This is a genomic window from Streptomyces sp. NPDC058620 (assembly GCF_042717135.1).
GTDB lineage: Bacteria > Actinomycetota > Actinomycetes > Streptomycetales > Streptomycetaceae > Streptomyces.
The window spans coordinates 164,129-179,842 of record NZ_JBHXQO010000012.1 but is presented as its reverse complement, the minus strand read 5'-3'; the positions used below and the strand labels follow the sequence as shown (position 1 = coordinate 179,842).

At 69.5% G+C, this 15,714-nt stretch carries 11 protein-coding genes; 6 read left to right on the top strand and 5 right to left on the bottom strand.

Going from position 1 to position 15,714, the window contains the following annotated elements; genetic code table 11:
• Positions 1-34 precede the first annotated feature (34 nt).
• Positions 35-934, bottom strand: a complete 900-nt coding sequence (locus ACFWSK_RS15315; protein WP_173311721.1) for a tRNA (adenine-N1)-methyltransferase — start codon at positions 932-934, stop codon at positions 35-37.
• 60 nt (positions 935-994) lie between these two features.
• Positions 995-2,245: a site-2 protease family protein gene (locus ACFWSK_RS15310; RefSeq protein WP_383785356.1), complete on the bottom strand. Its 1,251-nt coding sequence runs from the start codon at positions 2,243-2,245 to the stop codon at positions 995-997.
• A 171-nt stretch (positions 2,246-2,416) separates the two neighbouring features.
• On the opposite strand from ACFWSK_RS15310, the gene ACFWSK_RS15305 reads away from it, so the two are divergent.
• Positions 2,417-3,262, top strand: coding sequence for a RecB family exonuclease (locus tag ACFWSK_RS15305; protein WP_383785353.1), 846 nt, complete (start codon positions 2,417-2,419; stop codon positions 3,260-3,262).
• Positions 3,263-3,271: 9 nt separating this feature from the next.
• Positions 3,272-3,943 carry a response regulator gene (locus ACFWSK_RS15300; RefSeq protein WP_383785329.1) on the top strand — a complete coding sequence of 224 codons (672 nt, stop codon included), beginning with the start codon at positions 3,272-3,274 and terminating at the stop codon, positions 3,941-3,943.
• 61 nt (positions 3,944-4,004) lie between these two features.
• Here the strand turns inward: ACFWSK_RS15300 and ACFWSK_RS15295 are convergent, their stop codons facing one another.
• The 3 genes from ACFWSK_RS15295 to metH form a co-directional block, all read right to left on the bottom strand.
• Complete coding sequence (locus tag ACFWSK_RS15295) at positions 4,005-5,606, bottom strand: ABC transporter substrate-binding protein (protein ID WP_383785326.1); 1,602 nt, start codon at positions 5,604-5,606, stop codon at positions 4,005-4,007.
• Positions 5,607-5,972: 366 nt separating this feature from the next.
• Positions 5,973-6,674 carry an HAD-IA family hydrolase gene (locus ACFWSK_RS15290; protein ID WP_383785323.1) on the bottom strand — a complete coding sequence of 234 codons (702 nt, stop codon included), beginning with the start codon at positions 6,672-6,674 and terminating at the stop codon, positions 5,973-5,975.
• A gap of 119 nt (positions 6,675-6,793) precedes the next feature.
• The gene (gene metH / locus ACFWSK_RS15285; RefSeq protein ID WP_383785320.1) at positions 6,794-10,306 is read right to left on the bottom strand and encodes a methionine synthase; all 3,513 of its coding nucleotides are present in this window, start codon (positions 10,304-10,306) and stop codon (positions 6,794-6,796) included.
• Positions 10,307-10,528: 222 nt separating this feature from the next.
• Here metH and ACFWSK_RS15280 point away from each other — a divergent pair, with 222 nt between their 5' ends.
• The 4 genes from ACFWSK_RS15280 to ACFWSK_RS15265 all read left to right on the top strand — a co-directional run bounded on the left by ACFWSK_RS15280 (position 10,529) and on the right by ACFWSK_RS15265 (position 15,609).
• Entirely contained in the window at positions 10,529-11,311 is a 783-nt protein-coding gene (locus ACFWSK_RS15280; protein WP_383785317.1) for an IclR family transcriptional regulator, read from the top strand.
• A gap of 282 nt (positions 11,312-11,593) precedes the next feature.
• Positions 11,594-12,385: an MIP/aquaporin family protein gene (locus ACFWSK_RS15275; RefSeq protein WP_383785314.1), complete on the top strand. Its 792-nt coding sequence runs from the start codon at positions 11,594-11,596 to the stop codon at positions 12,383-12,385.
• A gap of 56 nt (positions 12,386-12,441) precedes the next feature.
• Positions 12,442-13,992: a glycerol kinase GlpK gene (gene glpK / locus ACFWSK_RS15270; RefSeq protein ID WP_383785311.1), complete on the top strand. Its 1,551-nt coding sequence runs from the start codon at positions 12,442-12,444 to the stop codon at positions 13,990-13,992.
• A 6-nt stretch (positions 13,993-13,998) separates the two neighbouring features.
• Positions 13,999-15,609: an FAD-dependent oxidoreductase gene (locus ACFWSK_RS15265; RefSeq protein ID WP_383785307.1), complete on the top strand. Its 1,611-nt coding sequence runs from the start codon at positions 13,999-14,001 to the stop codon at positions 15,607-15,609.
• Positions 15,610-15,714: the final 105 nt, after the last annotated feature.

The following is a 15,714-nucleotide window of genomic DNA, read 5'->3' as shown; positions in this document are numbered from 1 at the left end:
GAACTCGGCAGCGGCGCCCGAGCGTTGTGCGGGGTCAGGCGCGGGAGGAGGTGCTGCCCGGACCGTCGTAGTCGTCGCCGTAGGCGCCCTTGGAGGGGCGGCGGCGGCGCAGCGGGGCCTCGACGCCGTCCGCCAGGCGGCGAGCGGTGACGAGGAAGCCGGTGTGGCCGATCATCCGGTGGTCGGGGCGGACGGCCAGTCCCTCGACGTGCCAGTTGCGGATCATCGACTCCCAGGGCTGCGGCTCGGCGAAGCAGCCGATCTCACGGATGGACTCGACGGTCCGCGAGAGCTGGGTGGTGGTGGCGACGTACGCGCAGAGGATGCCGCCGGGCACGAGTGCCTTGGAGACGGCTTCCAGGCACTCCCAGGGGGCGAGCATGTCCAGGACGACGCGGTCGACGTCGGTGTCCGAGAGATTGTCCTGGAGGTCACCGACGGTGAGCTGCCAGGCGGGGTGCGGGGAGCCGAAGTAGCGCTCGACGTTCTGCTGGGCGATCTCGGCGAAGTCTTCGCGGCGCTCGTAGGAGTGCAGCATTCCCTGCTCGCCGATGGCGCGCAGGAGGAAGGTGCTGAGCGCGCCCGATCCGACGCCGGCCTCCACGACGCGGGCGCCGGGGAAGATGTCGCCGAAGGCCAGGATCTGCCCCGCGTCCTTCGGGTAGACCACGGCGGCACCGCGGGGCATGGACAGGACGTAGTCGGGGAGCAGGGGGCGCAGCGCGAGGTAGGCGACGTTTCCCGTGGTGCGGACAACACTGCCCTCGGGAGCACCGATCAGCTCGTCGTGCGGGAAAGAACCCTTGTGGGTGTGGAAGTTCTTTCCGGCTTCGAGCGTGAAGGTGTAGTGGCGTCCCTTGGGGTCGGTGAGCTGTACCTGGTCCCCGACCTTGAAGGGCCCGCGACGTCGGGCGGCACCGGTCGGTTCAGACATGTGGCCAGCGTACCGGTGTTTCCAGGGCCTCCGACCGCCCGGCAGGGGCCCGGGCGGGGATCAGGTGCCCGGGCGGGCCATCGCGGCGACGAAAGCGCGTTCGACGTCCGTGGTGGACAGGACTCCGTAGATCTCGCCGGTTTCCTCGACGACGAGGTATTCGGTGGCCGGGGTCGCCTTCAGCCGGTCGAGGAGGGCTTCGCCGGCGAGTTCGGCGGGGACCCTCATGCCGTCGGTGAGGTCCTGGGCGAGGCCGCTGACGGCGACCCAGGGGCGGCGGTGCTCGGGGACGCCGACGATGGCGGCCTCGCGGACCACGCCCTTGGGGTTGCCCTGTCCGTCGACGACGACGAGGGCGCGTGCTCCCGCCTCGTTGGCCCGGCGCAGGGCCTCGGAGAGGGGGGTCGCGGGCTCGACGGGGACGGCGCGCCGGGTGAGGGTGCGGGCGCGCAGGTCGGGGAGGTGCTCGCGGAGGCGGGCCATGCGCAGGCTGTTTCCGGCGCCCGTCCAGATGATCCCGGCGAGGATGGCGGCGAGCAGGGCGTCGGTGACGGTCTCCACGCCGGTGATCTCTTCGGTGGCGTTGCCGAGTGCTCCGGTGTGGGTGAGGAGCGGAAGTCCGATGAGGACGGCCACGGCGAGGCCCCGGCCGACCCAGGCGGCGGCGATGGTGCCGCTCATGGGCTTGCCGGTGATCTTCCAGACCACGGCGCGCAGCATGCGTCCGCCGTCGAGCGGGAGGCCCGGCAGCAGGTTGAAGGCGGCGACGAGGAGGTTGGAGATCATCAGTCCGGCGAGGAGCACACCCGGGACGGTGGGCGGATCGACGAACTGCATGCCCGCGTAGAAGACGCCGGCGAGGACGAGCGAGAGCAGCGGGCCGACGAAGGCGAGGACGAATTCGCGGCCGGGGGTCTCGGACTCCTTCTCGATCTCGGAGACGCCGCCGAAGAACTGGAGCTGGATGCGCCTGACCGGGAGCTTGTAGCGGAGCGCCGCGACCGTGTGGGCGAGCTCGTGGACGAGTACCGAGGCGTAGAAGGCGATCGCGAAGAAGAGCGAGACCAGGTAGCGGGTGTTCCCGAGCTCGGGCAGGACCCGCTCCAGCTGTCCGCCGAAGACCCAGGTGATGAGCGCCGCGACGATGAACCAGCTCGGCGCGACGTAGACCGGCACACCGAAGGGACGGCCCATGAGAATGCCGCCGCCCGGTTCGGCCGGTCGCCGCGGTGAGCCCTTGCCGGGTGCGGCGCCTGGGTCCGTGCCCCCTGCGCCTGGCTGCGGCCGCCCGCTGTCGCCGCTGTCGTCCACGGGGTCCCTTCGGTCGGTGGCGTCTGCCACGATCATGCAGTGTGCGAGGGTCTGTCGTCGATGGTATTCCGGTCGCTGTCGGTGGCGGGCCGTAGGGTCTTCGACATGACCTCCGCACCCCGGCCGCCTCAGCCGCCCACGTCGTTGTCGCCGTCGCGGGCGAGCGACTTCATGCAGTGTCCCCTGCTGTACCGGTTCCGGGTCATCGACAGGCTTCCCGAGAAGCCCAGTGAGGCAGCTACCCGGGGCACGCTGGTTCACGCCGTGCTGGAGCGTCTCTTCGACGACCCGGCTGTGGAGCGTACGGCCCCGAAGGCGCGGGCGATGATTCCCGGCCAGTGGGACCGGCTGCTGGAGACGAAGCCGGAGCTGACGGAGCTGTTCTCGGGCGACGCGGAGGGTGAGCGTCTCACGCGGTGGCTCGGCGAGGCGGAGCAGCTCGTGGAGCGGTGGTTCTCGCTGGAGGACCCGACGCGTCTGGAGCCCGCCGAGCGCGAGCTGTTCGTCGAGACGGAGCTGGAGTCCGGGCTGCGGCTGCGCGGGGTGATCGACCGGATCGACGTGGCGCCGACGGGCGAGGTCAGGATCGTGGACTACAAGACGGGCAAGGCACCGCGTCCGGAGTACGCGGAGGGTGCGCTGTTCCAGATGAAGTTCTACGCGCTGGTGATCTGGCGGCTGAAGAACTTGGTGCCGCGGCGCCTCCAGCTGGTCTATCTCGGCAGCGGTGACGTCCTGACGTACGACCCGGTCGAAGCGGACCTGGAGCGGGTGGAGCGCAAGCTGCTGGCGCTCTGGGCGGCGATCCGGGAGGCGACGGAGAGCGGCGAGTGGCGGCCGCGGCCGACGAAGCTGTGCGGCTGGTGCGACCATCGCGCCGTCTGTCCGGAATTCGGCGGTACTCCCCCGGTCTACCCCCTGTCCGTGCGCCCGGCGGAGTCCGCGGAGGACGTCCGGGGCAGAATGGGACCGGTCCGGGCCGAGGCCGGCCAACCGGTGGCCGTCGAAGGCCCTTAAGGAGATTTCGTGGCGATCCGCGTCCTTCTGGTCGATGACCAACCGCTGCTGCGCACCGGCTTCCGGATGATCCTGGAGGCGGAGGGGGATCTCGCGGTGGTCGGTGAGGCCGGTGACGGTCTGCAGGCCATCGATCAGGTGCGGGCGCTCCAGCCCGATGTCGTGCTGATGGACATCCGGATGCCCCGGATGGACGGGGTCGAGGCGACCCGGCGGATCACCGGGCCCGGCCGCGACGGTCCGGCGAAGGTGCTGGTGCTGACCACCTTCGACCTCGATGAGTACGTGGTGGAGGCGCTGCGCGCCGGAGCCAGCGGTTTCCTGCTCAAGGACGCCCCGGCCAATGAGCTGGTGCAGGCCATCAGGGTGGTCGCGGCGGGCGAGGCGATGCTGGCGCCCAGCATCACGCGCCGGCTGCTCGACAAGTACGCGGACCATCTGCCGTCGGGCGAGGAGCCGGTTCCGGACGCCCTGCACACGCTGACGGACCGTGAGGTCGAGGTGCTGAAACTGGTGGCACGCGGGCTGTCCAACGCGGAGATCGCCGCCGACCTGTTCGTGAGCGAGACGACGGTCAAGACCCATGTGGGCCATGTACTGACGAAGCTCGGGCTGCGCGACCGCGTGCAGGCCGCGGTGTACGCGTACGAGAGCGGACTGGTGCGCCCCGGCGCCCAGTGAGCGCGGCCGCCGTCCTGCGGTCCGGTCCGGGGCATGCGGCCCCGGACCGGATTCCCGTTCGTCAGACGGTGCCGCGTCCGAGTTCCCAGAGCTGGAGGTCGGCGGAGGCGTTGACGGCCCACTCCACTCCGGTGAGGCCCTCGCGGGAGGCGATGTACTGCTTGCCCTGCCAGATCGGGAGCACGGGGACATCGTTGGCGACGATGTCCTGGAGCCGCTCGAAGGTCTTGGACGCGGCGCTGCGGTCGGCCTCGCGGCGGGACTGCGGGATGAGGGTGTTCTCCGCCACGGCCGAGCGGTAGGGCGAGTTGAGGAAGTCGTTCTTGTCCAGGAACGGCGCCGTGTAGTTGTCCGGGTCCGGGAAGTCCGGGAACCAGCCCATGCCGTACACGTCGTAGTCGCCGCGCTTCTGCGCCGGGCGGTACTCGGACCAGGGGGTTCCCTTGACGGTCACGTCGAACAGCTTGGAATCGTTGAGCTGCTGCTTCAGCGTCTCGAACTCGGCGGCGGTCGCGGGGCCGTAATGGTCCGTCGTGTAGTGCAGCGTGAACTTCACCGGGGTGTCGATGCCGGCGGCCCGCAGGGTCGCCGCCGCCTTGTCGGTGTCGGGCTCGCCGTACTTGTTGAAGAACGAGTTGGTGTGGCCGGTGATGGTGGACGGGATCAGCGAGTACAGCGGCTCTGCGGTCGTGCCGTACACCTTGCTCGCGATGGCACCCCGGTCGATGATCCGGGCCATGGCCTGGCGGACGGCCTTGCTCTTCACCGCGGGTGCGTCCGTGTTGAAGCCGAGGTAGCTGATGGCGAGGCCCGGCATCTCGGTGAGCTTGACGCCGTCCTTGGGCTTCACGAGCATCTGACCGGCCTGCTCGGGCGACATGGTGCGGGTCATCATGTCGACCTTCTCGTCGTCGAGCGCCTTGCCCATCGCGGCGGCGTCCGGGAACAGGTCCAGCTCGACCTTGTCGTTGAGGACCTCCAGGTCGCCCTTGTACTTCGGGTTCCTGGTGAAGACGACCTTGGCCACCTGGCCGTTCCTGACCTCGGGCTTCATCGTGTAAGGGCCCGAGCCGTCGACCTGGAAGCCCTCGCGGGCGCTCTTCGCCGGGTACTTGCTCCGCGGGACTATGCCCGCGGCGGGGGTGGCGAGCTTGTACGGGAAGGTCGCGTCCGGCGTGCGCAGGTGGAAGACGATCTGGTCGTCGCCCTTGGTCTCGATCATGTCGATGTTGTCGAGCAGACCGGCCGGTCCGGTGTCCGCCTTGATGTCGAGGACGCGCTGGAGGGAGTACCGCACGTCCTCGGGGGTGAGCGGTGTGCCGTCGGCGAAGGTGAGTCCCTCGCGCAGGGTGCAGCGGTAGCTCTCGTTCTCCGTGTCCGTGAAGACGCAGCTCTTCGCGGCGTCGGGCACCGGCTCACCGCCGCCGCGCGGGACGTGCATGAGGGTCTGCACCGTCTGCCGCAGGACGTTCCAGACGCCCGCCTCGTAGCCGATGGCCGGGTCGAGCGGCGCCGGGTTGTCCTTGGAGGCGATGAACTGGTCCGTGGTGCCGACGACGATGGCGTCCTTGCCCTCGTCCCCGCCGCCCGTCGCGCCGCAGGCGGCGAGTACGGGCGCGAGCAGGCCGGCCACGGCCGGCAGCACCAGGGTCTTGCGGTTCATCTGGACGTTCTCCCTCATTCCGGTATGTGAGAAAACGAGATTAGTAGGGATAGCCACCGACACCTGCCAGACGGGCACGCGTCACCCAATCCGCCGCCCTCCGTAATGAACGGCGAGCGCAATTCACCGGCCGGGACGGCTTCGCTCACGGCGTGACGACCGGCGGGAAACGTGGGCGCGAATCAGGGCATAGCGCATGATTTCCGGAGTGCCGAAATCGCCCATCAGGCGGCAATCTTCGCACTTGGGTCGTTTTCGAAACATTGACATGAACCTGATTCGCCCACACATCGGGACAATGGAAAGCGCACGTTCTGCGACCGAGAGCTTTTCCGTACATTCACAGGAACACTCTCGGTGTACGACTCAGAGGATTCCTGTGACGAGGCTCCGGAGAAACGCGAGATCGACATCTTCGAGGGACCCCACGACGACCCTTCCCGAGGCCGGTGCGATCGGAGCGACGGACGGCACGGCCACCACCCGGCAGCCTGCGGCCTCCGCTGCGGCCACCCCCGTCGCGGTGTCCTCGATGACGGCGCAGCGCAGCGGGTCCGCCCCGAAGCCGGATGCCGCGGTGAGATAGGGCTCGGGGTGGGGCTTGGTGCGGGAGACCTCGTCCCCGGCGACCGTGAGGCCGAAGTGGTGGTGGCCGACCGAGTCCAGGACCCGGTCGATGATGCGCCGGTGCGAGGCCGAGACCAGGGCGGTGGGCATGTCGTGCGCCGCCAGTTCGGCGAGCAGCCGGGCCGCGCCGGGCATCAGCGGCACACCGCGGTCGATACGCGCCTCGAAGCAGTCGTTGAGCAGCACCGTGAGCTCGTCCAGCCGGATGTCCGCGCCGGTCACGTCGATGAGGTAGCCCGCACTGCGGGTCATCGGACCGCCCACGACGACATCGCGCCATGCCTCGTCGAGCCGGTGCCCGAGGCCGGCGAAGACCTCCACCTCTGCCTCCCACCAGAATCCCTCGGTGTCGACCAGGGTGCCGTCCATGTCGAGAAACACGGCCTGCAGCGTGGAGCCTTCGGCCGTGCGGGTCAGGGACGCGGGGACCGTACTGGTCATCCGTACTCCTCCGTGAGGGACGAGAAGGCCGACCGCCATTCCCGGAAAGGGAACAGCGACCGGCCTCACTGGACCGACCATTCTACGACGTGCCCGTCCGCGATGCGTCGAACGGCGTCCTACCGCGCGTTGAAGTACTTCGCCTCGGGGTGGTGGATGACGATCGCGTCGGTCGACTGCTCCGGGTGGAGCTGGAACTCCTCGGAGAGCTTGACCCCGATCCGCTCGGGCTCCAGCAGCTCGGCGATCTTCGCCCGGTCCTCCAGGTCGGGGCAGGCGCCGTAGCCGAGCGAGAAACGCGCTCCGCGGTACTTCAGCGCGAACATGTCCTCGACCTCGGCCGGGTCCTCCCCGCCGAAGCCCAGCTCGCTGCGGACCCGGGCGTGCCAGTACTCGGCCAGTGCCTCGGCCAGCTGGACGGACAGACCGTGCAGCTCCAGGTAGTCGCGGTAGGAGTTGGCCCCGAAGAGCTCGGCCGTGGCCTCGCCGATCCTCGATCCGACGGTGACCACCTGGAGGCCGATCACGTCCCGCTCACCGGACTCCTCGGGCCGGAAGAAGTCCGCGAGGCACAGGCGGCGGCCCCGGCGCTGGCGCGGGAAGGTGAAGCGGGTGCGCTCCGATCCGTCCTCGTGGAGCAGGATCAGGTCGTCGCCCTTGGACACGCAGGGGAAGTAGCCGTAGACGACGGCGGCCTCCAGCATGTTCTCGGTGTGGAGCTTGTCGAGCCAGCCGCGCAGGTGCGGGCGGCCCTCGGTCTCGACCAGCTCCTCGTACGTGGGTCCGTCACCGGCGCGGGACTGCTTGAGGCCCCACTGGCCCTTGAAGAGCGCGCCCTCGTCCAGCCAGGAGGCGTACTCCTTGAGCGGGATGCCCTTGACGACCCGGGTGCCCCAGAAGGGCGGCTCGGGGACCGGGTTGTCGGTGGAGACGTCGGAGCGGACGCCCGTCTCGGGCTCGTCGACCTCCAGGACGGCGGTGTCCTTCCTGGCGACGCGGCGCTGCTTCAGTTCCGGGAGCACCGCGCCGGGGACGCCGCGCTTGATACCGATGAGGGCGTCCATGAGCCGCAGCCCCTCGAAGGCGTCGCGGGCGTAGCGGACCTCGCCCTCGTAGATCTCGTGGAGGTCCTGCTCGACGTACGCCCTGGTGAGCGCTGCCCCGCCCAGGATGACCGGGAAGTCCGCGGCCATCTTGCGCTGGTTGAGCTCCTCCAGGTTCTCCTTCATGATCACGGTCGACTTCACCAGGAGGCCGGACATGCCGATGACGTCGGCCCGGTGCTCCTCGGCGGCCTCCAGGATCGCGGAGACGGGCTGCTTAATGCCGAGGTTGACGACGTTGTAGCCGTTGTTGGTGAGGATGATGTCGACGAGGTTCTTGCCGATGTCGTGGACGTCGCCGCGCACGGTGGCCAGCACGATGGTGCCCTTGCCCTCCGCGTCGGACTTCTCCATGTGCGGCTCCAGGTGGGCGACCGCGTTCTTCATGACCTCGGCGGACTGGAGAACGAACGGCAGCTGCATCTGGCCGGAGCCGAAGAGCTCGCCGACGACCTTCATGCCCTCCAGGAGGGTTTCGTTGACGATGTCCAGGGCCGGGCGGGTCTGCAGGGCCTCGTCGAGGTCGGCCTGGAGGCCGTTCTTCTCGCCGTCGATGATGCGGCGCTGGAGACGCTCGTCGAGCGGCAGGGCGAGGAGCTCCTCGGCGCGGCCCGCCTTCATCGACTTCATGTTGACGCCCTCGAAGAGCTCCATGAGCTTCTGGAGGGGGTCGTAGCCCTCGGCGCGGCGGTCGTAGATCAGGTCGAGGGCGACCTTGACCTGCTCCTCCTCCAGGCGCGCGATGGGGAGGATCTTGGAGGCGTGCACGATCGCGGAGTCCAGTCCGGCCTTGACGCACTCGTCGAGGAAGACGGAGTTCAGGACGACGCGGGCGGCCGGGTTGAGGCCGAAGGAGATGTTGGACAGGCCGAGGGTGGTCTGGACGTCGGGGTGGCGGCGCTTGAGTTCGCGGATGGCCTCGATGGTGGCGATGCCGTCCTTGCGGGACTCCTCCTGACCGGTACAGATGGTGAAGGTCAGGGTGTCGATGAGGATGTCCGACTCGTGGATGCCCCAGTTTCCGGTGAGGTCCTCGATGAGGCGCTCGGCGATGGCGACCTTGTGCTCGGGCGTCCGGGCCTGTCCCTCCTCGTCGATGGTCAGCGCGATCAGCGCGGCGCCGTGCTCCTTGGCCAGTGCGGTGACCCTGGCGAAGCGGGACTCGGGGCCGTCGCCGTCCTCGTAGTTGACGGAGTTGATGACCGCCCGGCCGCCCAGCTTCTCCAGGCCCGCCCGGATGACCTCGACCTCGGTGGAGTCGAGCACGATGGGCAGCGTGGAGGCGGTGGCGAAGAGGCCGGCCAGCCTCTCCATGTCGGCGACGCCGTCCCGGCCCACGTAGTCGACGCAGAGGTCGAGCATGTGCGCGCCTTCGCGGATCTGGTCACGGGCCATCTCGACGCAGTCGTCCCAGCGGGCCTCCAGCATGGCCTCGCGGAACTTCTTCGAGCCGTTGGCGTTGGTGCGCTCGCCGATCGCCATGTACGAGGTGTCCTGGCGGAAGGACACGGTCTGGTACAGCGATGAGGCGCCCGGCTCGGGGCGCGGCTCGCGCACGCCGGGCGTCATGTCACGGACGCGCTCGACGACCTGGCGCAGGTGCTCGGGCGTCGAGCCGCAGCAGCCGCCGACCAGCGAGAGGCCGTAGTCCCGTACGAAGGTCTCCTGCGCGTCGGCCATCTCGGGCGCGGTCAGCGGGAAGTGCGCGCCGTCCTTGGTCAGCACGGGCAGTCCGGCATTGGGCATGCACATCAGCGGCGTACGCGAGTGGCGGGCCAGATAGCGCAGGTGCTCGCTCATCTCGGCGGGGCCCGTCGAGCAGTTCAGCCCGATCAGGTCGATGCCGAGCGGCTCCAGGGCGGTCAGCGCGGCGCCGATCTCGGAGCCGAGCAGCATGACACCGGTCGTCTCGAAGGCGAGCGAGCAGATCAGGGGTACGTCCACACCCAGGGCGTCCATGGCCCTCCGCGCACCGATCAGGCTCGACTTCGTCTGCAGCAGGTCCTGCGTGGTCTCCACGATCAGGGCGTCCGCGCCACCGGCGAGCAGGCCCTCGGCGTTCTGCTGGTAGCCGTCGCGCAGCACGTCGTACGCGATGTGGCCGAGCGTGGGCAGCTTGGTGCCCGGACCCACGGAGCCGAGGACCCAGCGCTGACGGCCGTCCCCGGCGGTGAACTCGTCCGCAACCTCGCGCGCGATCCGGGCGCCCGCCTCGGAGAGCTCGACGATCCGGTCGGCGATCTCGTACTCGTTCGCCGCGGAGTGATTCGCACCGAAGGTGTTCGTCTCGACGCAGTCCACGCCGACCGCGAAATACTCCTCGTGCACGGAGCGGACGATGTCCGGGCGGGTGACGTTGAGGATCTCGTTGCAGCCTTCGAGGTTCTCGAAGTCCGCGAGGGTGGGGTCCTGTGCCTGGAGCATCGTGCCCATGGCACCGTCTGCTACCACCACCCGGGTGGCGAGCGCCTCACGGAGGGCTTCGGCTCGGTTCCGGCTGTCAGCGGAAGGGTTCGGCGACGAGGCCATGGATGTTCTCCCTGGGATGCGACGGCTGTCGGCTTTGCGGCCTTCCTGTGGAGGGCGCACCCGGCCAGCGTAGCCGGGAGGCACCACGGCCCGCCGAGGTGTCCCACGGGGCGGACTGCATGCTGTGCGATGGACACTTCGGCAGCCGCGGGGGCGCAGGCTTTCCGGGCGGCCGGACATGGGTCGACATCGACCGATAGTGTTCAGCATTGTCGAACCACAATGGAGGAGTACGGCGCGATGGCCAAGAACATCCAGTCGCTGGAGCGGGCGGCAGCGATGCTGCGGCTGCTGGCGGGCGGCGAGCGCCGGCTCGGACTGTCCGACATCTCTTCCTCGCTGGGACTGGCCAAGGGCACAGCTCACGGCATCCTGCGCACCCTCCAGAACGAGGGTTTCGTCGAGCAGGACGTGGCCTCCGGCCGCTATCAGCTCGGCGCCGAACTGCTACGCCTGGGCAACAGCTATCTGGACGTCCACGAGCTGCGGGCCCGCGCGCTGGTATGGACCGACGACCTGGCGCGCTCCAGTGGCGAGAGCGTCCACCTGGGCGTCCTGCACCAGCACGGCATCCTCATCGTCCACCACGTGTTCCGGCCCGACGACAGCCGCCAGGTGCTGGAGGTGGGCGCCATGCAGCCACTCCACTCCACGGCCCTGGGCAAGGTGCTCTCCGCCTTCGACCCGGTGGCGCACAGCGAGGCCGTCGAGGCCGAGCGGCAGGCGTTCACGCCCCGCACCGTGACCGGGGCCGGAGATTTCGAGTCGCTGCTCGATCTCATCCGGGCGCGCGGCTGGGCCGCAGACGTGGAGGAGACCTGGGAGGGTGTGGCCGCCGTGGCGGCGCCCATCCACGACCGGCGGCGGATGCCGGTCGGCGCGGTGGCCGTCACGGGCGCGGTGGAGCGGGTCTGTCCGGGCGGAGAGCTGCGCCCCGAGCTGATCGCCGCCGTACGGGACTGCGCCCGCGCCGTCTCCCGGGATCTGGGCGCCGGGCGCTTCTGAGCCGCCCCCTCGGCCCATGGCCCGTCGATAACGATCGGGCCATGGGCCGAGTCGCATCCGCCACAACCCTTGACGTTGGATTCACCGGGGAGAAACATTGCCGTTCACCGGTCGGCATTGTCGAACACCTAACGGCAATACGCGTTAGGGTATGACAGTGCCACGGACCGGTCGGCCCTCACAGGTGAGTACCCGCACAGCGCGGATACCAACCTCGGGCGCGAACCACCGGAGGTACCCGGTGTTCGCCTTTCCCCTGGACGAAGGACAAAGGAGTCACGGGTGTCCAGCTCCGACATCTTCATCGGCGAGACCATCGGTACCGCCGTTCTCATCCTCCTCGGCGGCGGAGTCTGTGCCGCCGTCACTCTGAAGCGCTCCAAGGCACAGAACGCCGGCTGGCTCGCCATCACCTTCGGGTGGGGTTTCGCCGTTCTGACCGCCGCCTACCTGGCCGGCGGCGTCTCCGGCGCGCACCTCAACCCGGCGGTGACGCTCGGCCTCGCCATTCAGGGCGGCACCGAATGGGGCGACGTGCCGCTCTACCTCGCCTCCCAGCTGCTGGGCGCGATGATCGGCGCGGTGCTGGTCTGGGCGGTGTACTACGGGCAGTTCCACGCCCACCTCACCGATCCGGAGATCGTGCGCGCGCAGCCCACCATCGAGGGCATGGTCGACCAGTCGGCCGCCCCGAAGGCGGGCCCCGTACTGGGCGTCTTCTCCACGGGCCCGGAGATCCGGAACGCCGTGCAGAACGTCGTCACCGAGGTCATCGCCACGGTCGTGCTGGTCCTGGCGATCCTGACCCAGGGTCTGAACAACGAGGGCAACGGCCTCGGCACCCTCGGCGCCCTGATCACCTCTCTGGTCGTCGTCGGAATCGGTCTCTCGCTCGGCGGGCCGACCGGCTACGCAATCAACCCGGTTCGCGACCTCGGTCCGCGTATCGTGCACGCGCTGCTGCCACTGCCGAACAAGGGCGGTTCCGACTGGGGCTACGCCTGGGTACCGATCGTCGGACCGCTCATCGGCGGCGCTATCGCCGGCGGGCTCTACAACGTCGCCTTCGCGTGAGCCGCAGAGCTCAGAGCCGTAACCCTCAGAACTCACAGACCTCCGGGGAGCACACCGTGACCGAAGCACACACCACCGGGAGCCACGGCACCGGGCCGTTCATCGCGGCCATCGACCAGGGCACCACCTCCAGCCGCTGCATCGTCTTCGACAAGGACGGCCGGATCGTCTCCGTCGACCAGAAGGAGCACGAGCAGATCTTCCCGAAGCCGGGCTGGGTCGAGCACGACGCGGCCGAGATCTGGACGAACGTCCAGGAGGTCGTCGCCGGCGCCATCTCGAAGGCGGGCATCACCTCGGCCGACGTCAAGGCGATCGGCATCACCAACCAGCGCGAGACGACGCTGCTCTGGGACAAGAACACCGGTGAGCCCGTCCACAACGCCCTCGTCTGGCAGGACACCCGCACCGACGCGCTCTGCAAGGAGCTCGGCCGCAACGTCGGGCAGGACCGTTTCCGCCGCGAGACCGGCCTGCCGCTGGCCTCGTACTTCGCCGGACCCAAGGTCCGCTGGCTCCTCGACAACGTCGAGGGCCTGCGCGAGCGCGCCGAGCGGGGCGACATCCTCTTCGGGACCATGGACTCCTGGGTCATCTGGAACCTGACCGGGGGCACCGAGGGCGGCCGTCACGTCACGGACGTCACCAACGCCTCGCGCACGCTTCTGATGAACCTGCACACGATGCAGTGGGACGAGAAGATCCTCCAGTCGATGGACATCCCGGCCGCGGTGCTGCCGGAGATCCGTTCCTCGGCCGAGGTGTACGGGCACGCCAAGGGCGGAGTCCTGGACGGCATCCCGGTGGCGTCCGCGCTCGGCGACCAGCAGGCCGCGCTGTTCGGCCAGACCTGTTTCGCACAGGGCGAGGCCAAGTCCACGTACGGCACCGGCACCTTCATGCTGATGAACACCGGCCACACGCCGGTCAACTCGTACAACGGGCTGCTCACGACCGTCGGCTACCGCATCGGCGACCAGAAGCCGGTCTACGCGCTCGAAGGTTCCATCGCCGTCACCGGCTCACTGGTGCAGTGGATGCGCGACCAGATGGGTCTGATCAAGTCCGCCGCCGAGATCGAGACCCTGGCCTCCTCGGTCGAGGACAACGGCGGCGCGTACTTCGTGCCGGCCTTCTCCGGCCTCTTCGCCCCCTACTGGCGCCCCGACGCCCGAGGCGTCATCGCCGGCCTGACCCGCTACGTCACCAAGGCGCACATCGCCCGTGCCGTGCTCGAGGCCACCGCCTGGCAGACCCGCGAGATCAGCGACGCCATGACCAAGGACTCCGGCGTCGAACTGACCGCGCTCAAGGTCGACGGCGGTATGACCTCCAACAACCTGCTGATGCAGACCCTCTCCGACTTCCTGGACGCGCCCGTGGTGCGTCCCATGGTCGCCGAGACCACCTGCCTCGGCGCCGCCTACGCCGCCGGTCTCGCCGTCGGCTTCTGGCCGGACACCGACGCGCTGCGCGCCAACTGGCGCCGGGCCGCCGAGTGGACACCCCGTATGGACGCGGCCACCCGTGACCGCGAGTACAAGAGCTGGCTCAAGGCCGTCGAACGTTCGATGGGCTGGCTCGACGATGACACTGTCGAGGAGTAAAGCGATATGACCACCCTGCAGAGCGTCCCCGCCCTCGGGACGCATCCGGCCTCCGGCTCCCTTCCGAGCCGCGCCGAGACCCGGGAGCAGCTTTCCAAGGCGACGTACGACCTCCTGGTGATCGGCGGCGGCATCCTGGGCATCTCCACCGCCTGGCACGCCGCGCAGTCCGGACTGCGGGTGGCGCTGGTGGACGCCGGCGACTTCGCCGGCGCCACCTCCTCCGCCTCCTCGAAGCTGCTCCACGGCGGTCTGCGCTACCTGCAGACCGGCGCGGTGAAGCTGGTGGCGGAGAACCACTTCGAGCGGCGCGCCGTCTCCCGTCAGGTCGCGCCGCACCTGGCCAATCCGCTCACCTTCTACCTGCCGGTCTACAAGGGCGGCCCGCACGGCGCGGCCAAGCTCGGTGCGGGCGTCTTCGCCTACTCCGCGCTGTCCGCGTTCGGTGACGGCGTCGGCCATGTGATCAGCCCGGCGAAGGCGCAGCGCGATGTGCCGGAGCTGCGTACGGACAATCTGAAGGCCGTCGCGGTCTACGGCGACGACCAGATGAACGACGCACGCATGGCGCTGATGACCGTCCGCGCGGCGGTCGACGCGGGCGCGACCGTCCTCAACCACGCCGCGGTCACCGGGCTGCGGTTCACCCGGGGCCGGGTGACGGGCGCCGATCTGCGCGACAGCGCGGACGGTACGGAGTTCGGCGTGAACGCCCGCCTCGTGCTGAACGCCACCGGTCCGTGGGTCGACCACCTCCGCAAGATGGAGGACCCGGACGCGGCTCCTTCGATACGGCTGTCCAAGGGCGCGCACCTGGTGCTCAAGCGCACCCGCCCGTGGAAGGCCGCGCTCGCCACCCCCATCGACAAGTACCGGATCACGTTCGCGCTCCCGTGGGAGGACATGCTGCTGCTCGGCACGACCGACGAGGAGTACGAGGGCGACCCGGCGGATGTCGCGGTGACCGAGAAGGACACGGCGCAGATCCTGGACGAGGCGGCGTTCTCCGTCCGCGACCAGCAGCTGTCGCGTGATCTGATCACGTACTCCTTCGCGGGTCTGCGGGTGCTGCCGGGCGGTCCCGGCAGCACGTCCAAGGCCAAGCGCGAGACCGTCGTGACGGAGGGCCGGGGCGGGATGCTCTCGGTCGCGGGCGGCAAGTGGACGACGTTCCGCCACATCGGCCGCACCGTGATGAACAAGCTGGCCGCTCTCCCGGGTCACCCGCTCGCGGACGACATGGAGCCGATGGCCCGGCTGCCGAAGAAGCTGCCGCTGCCCGGCATAGCCAACCCCCAGGCGGTCGCGCACCGGCTGCTGATCGACGGCGGTACGCCCGGTCCGCGGATGGCGGCCGACACGGCCAGGCACCTAGCCACGCACTACGGCTCACTGTCCTTCGACATCGCGCGCCTCGCCAACGAGAACCCGGCCCTGTCCGAGCGTATCCACCCGGATGCCCCGGAGATCTGGGCGCAGGTCGTCTACGCCCGGGACCACGAGTGGGCCGAGACGGCGGACGACGTGCTGCGTCGCCGCACGACGCTGACGATCCGCGGGCTGGCCACGGACGGCATCAGGGCACAGGTGGAGGGTCTGCTCGCCGAGCGGGACTGACACACGGCGTGCGCGGGGGCGGCTTCCGGGGGGAGCCGCCCCCGTTCGCGTGTCCGCGTCCGCCGGCCTCCGCGTTGGTCTGCGGCTCGGTCCTTGGCCTGGTCC

Bases quoted from the DNA above. Each gene is read 5' to 3' on its own strand.
- ACFWSK_RS15315 (WP_173311721.1), bottom strand. From the start codon at position 934: ATGTCTGAACCGACCGGTGCCGCCCGACGTCGCGGGCCCTTCAAGGTC.
- ACFWSK_RS15265 (WP_383785307.1), top strand. From the start codon at position 13,999: ATGACCACCCTGCAGAGCGTCCCCGCCCTCGGGACGCATCCGGCCTCC.
- ACFWSK_RS15305 (WP_383785353.1), top strand. From the start codon at position 2,417: ATGCAGTGTCCCCTGCTGTACCGGTTCCGGGTCATCGACAGGCTTCCC.
- metH (WP_383785320.1), bottom strand. From the start codon at position 10,306: ATGGCCTCGTCGCCGAACCCTTCCGCTGACAGCCGGAACCGAGCCGAA.
- ACFWSK_RS15290 (WP_383785323.1), bottom strand. From the start codon at position 6,674: ATGACCAGTACGGTCCCCGCGTCCCTGACCCGCACGGCCGAAGGCTCC.
- ACFWSK_RS15280 (WP_383785317.1), top strand. From the start codon at position 10,529: ATGGAGGAGTACGGCGCGATGGCCAAGAACATCCAGTCGCTGGAGCGG.
- ACFWSK_RS15295 (WP_383785326.1), bottom strand. From the start codon at position 5,606: ATGAACCGCAAGACCCTGGTGCTGCCGGCCGTGGCCGGCCTGCTCGCG.